This is a genomic window from Mycobacterium gordonae (genome assembly GCF_001417955.2).
GTDB lineage: Bacteria > Actinomycetota > Actinomycetes > Mycobacteriales > Mycobacteriaceae > Mycobacterium > Mycobacterium gordonae_B.
Map to the genome: position 1 here is coordinate 1 of NZ_LKTM01000126.1, position 2,999 is coordinate 2,999.

The following is a 2,999-nucleotide window of genomic DNA, read 5'->3' on the forward strand; positions in this document are numbered from 1 at the left end:
TACCCGTTGACTGAACTACGACACGCTTAACCACTGGTAGACACTCTTTTTCGGTGTTGTGGGTTAGCGTCTCGGCCCGTGTCTATCGATGGGGAGCAGGAGCGCGACATGGCAGTCGTGTGGGTGCCGATGGTCGGCTCGTTGGTGAAGACCAACGATTCGTGGCTGCCGTTCCGGTTGGTCGACCCGACCGGCGCCGTCGTGGATGCGGCGTCGGTGTTCTTTCGTGATTTGCAGGCCGCGGGGAGGTCGGAGGCAACGATCCGGTCTTACGGGATGGATCTGTTGCGGTGGTTCCGGTTTTTGTGGGCGATCGAGGTTCCGTGGCAGCGGGCGACTCGAGTCGAGGCTCGCGATTTTTCGCGGTGGATGTTGGTGGCGGGTAAGCCAGTTCGTCCGCACTGGCGACGGCCGACGGTTGTTCCGAAGACCAAGCGGCGCAAGGAGTCCTACTCGGCGTCGGTGCGTGCGCATAGCGAAACGGTGTTGCGGTCCTTCTACAACTTTCATCTGGACACCGGAACCGGGCCCGTAGTCAACCCTTTTCCGCTGGACCGGGCGCGGCGGGGGCGCCGGGCCCACGCGCATCACAATCCGATGGACCCACACCGTAACGAGCGCAAGGGTTTATATCGCCCGTCGGTGCCGTCGCGGATTCCTCGTAGCATCCCCGACGAGGAGTTCAACGAGATCTTCGCTCGGCTGCCGTCGCATCGCGATCGGGCGTTAGTGGCGTTCTATGTTTCGACCGGGGCAAGGGCCTCGGAGTTGCTTTCAGCTACCCAGGGTGGTGTTGACCCGGGCAGGGGTGTGATTGCGGTGACTCGCAAGGGTTCTCGGGTGATCCAGGAACTGCCGGCTTCTTCGGATGCCTTCGTGTGGTTGCGGCTTTATCAGGTCGAGATGCAGGGCCGTGCTCCGCAGGGCCGACATCAGCCGCTGTGGTGGACTTCCCGAACTCCGATGCGGCCGTTGACCTATCACGCGGCGCATCGGATGTTCGAGCGTGCCGGGCAGGCCGTCGGGAGCGCCGCGACACTGCATGCCTTGCGGCATACCGCGGCGTATCGGATGGCCGAGGACCCCGACCTTCCGTTGACCGATGTTCAGTTCGTACTGGGTCATGCACTGCTGACCACCACGCAGATCTATCTGACACCGCGCAAGCAGGACGTGGTGCGCAGGATCTTGGCCCATCACGCCCAGCAGACGAGAAAGGCCGCCGAGCGAGTGACGCCACTACCGGCGCCTGGCTATCGTCCTGAGACGCTACAGGTGCTGTTCGGCGGTGAATTCCGTTGACGGTGACCAGCATCGGGCGGCCGGCCGGTGCAGCAGCGGTGGCGGTCGATGCGCCAGTGGCAACGATCGCGCCTGCTCGCGTGCCCGGCGCGGGTTGGCCGCGGACCCGGCAGGACCGCCGGAGCATCGAATCGTTGTTGACCCAGCCGCCGTTCGCGCCGCCCAAACGTCACCGCCGCCACCCTGGCGCCTACGACGCCGCAGTCGGCTGGATGTTGGACTGGCTGCTAGACCAGCCGGGAGACACCTGGCAGGACCGGTGGCTGGCCAGTGGTGCGGACGCCAATGGACGGCGCTGGCGGCACATCCCGGTGGGCTGGCTGACCGCCCGTGGCCATGGCCAGTCATGGATGCATGACTGGTTCTTCCGGGCGTTGTTTACCGCCTTTGGCGCCGATCTCATTCGACCCTCGCTGAATTGGCTTGTTGCAGCAAATTTCCGGCGCGGGACCCTGACCAACATCATGACGACATGCCGCGACCCGAAAGCGTTCGCGCAGATGCAGTCTTTGTGCTCCGCCGAACCCGACGTGTCGTCGGCTGCGGCCACCCGCACCACCTACCGAGCGTCACTGATACTGGCGGCCAAGGGGGGCGCCATCGCCGGCATCACCATCGGCGACATGCTTGAACTCCTCGATGCTGAGGCTGCGACGCTCAGAACCGCCCCCGGCGCCACGCATTTGTTCTACCGGGTGCTGCGGACCATGGGTGTCTTTGGCGCCGATGCGCCGGCCACACTGCGCGAGTTGCGCACGGTCGGACAACGCACCCCCGAGCAGCTGATCGACCGCTACGGGCTGCTGTGCCGACCAATCCGCGATCTGCTCGTGGACTACCTCAAGGAACGCCAACCCGCTCTGGACTACACCAGCGTGAACAGCCTCGCCAATTTCCTCGGTGCCCTGTTTTGGGCAGATCTGGAACGCCACCACCCCGGCATCAACAGCCTGCACCTGCCGCCCGATGTCGCCCAGGCATGGAAACAGCGGCTTCGTACGGTCCCCAAGACGATCCGAGCACCCGACGGCAGCACGACCCAGGCCCAGGTGCCGCGGATCAACTACCGCGAATGCCTCACACCGGTCCGGGCCTTCTATCTCGACCTCGCGCACTGGGCCGTGGAAGACCCGGCCCGGTGGGCCGCCTGGGTGGCACCTTGTCCGGTCGGCAGCGAAGAGATCAACCGGCGAAAAGACAAGCGGCAGCGCAAGTCCCGCATGGACGCCCGCACCCGTGAACGACTACCGGTGCTGCCCACGCTGCGCCGCACCGCCGACCGGCGACGCCAAGACGCCGCCGAAACACTCGACGCAGCTCGCAACACCCCAATCGGGCAGACCTTCACCGCAGCCGGCCGCGCCCTCCTGCGCATCGACTCACCCCGCGCGGCAGCGGTCAAGATCTGGGCCCAAGACCTGGGCACCGGCGCTCGCCATGATCTGGCCAGGCAGGAAGAGCAGGCCTTTTGGACCTACGCCGCAATTGAGGTGTTGCGCGCGACCGGCATCCGCATCGAAGAACTCACCGAGCTCTCACACCACAGCCTGGTTCAATACCGGCTGCCCACTACCGGCGAAATCGTGCCGCTTCTGCAAATCACACCGTCGAAGATCGATGCTGAACGGCTCCTAGTGGTCAGTCCCGAACTCGCCGAAGTCCTCAGCACCATCATCCGCCGCGTCCGCGCCACCAAC

2 protein-coding genes are annotated in these 2,999 nt (G+C 65.1%); both read left to right on the top strand.

The window, feature by feature from the left end:
* The first annotated feature begins 78 nt into the window (after positions 1-78).
* Positions 79-1,302 carry a tyrosine-type recombinase/integrase gene (locus AO501_RS12845; RefSeq protein WP_156452517.1) on the top strand — a complete coding sequence of 408 codons (1,224 nt, stop codon included), beginning with the start codon at positions 79-81 and terminating at the stop codon, positions 1,300-1,302.
* A 2-nt stretch (positions 1,303-1,304) separates the two neighbouring features.
* Positions 1,305-2,999 (top strand): site-specific integrase (locus AO501_RS12850; RefSeq protein ID WP_231752468.1); only part of this gene is annotated, 1,695 nt, incomplete at its 3' end.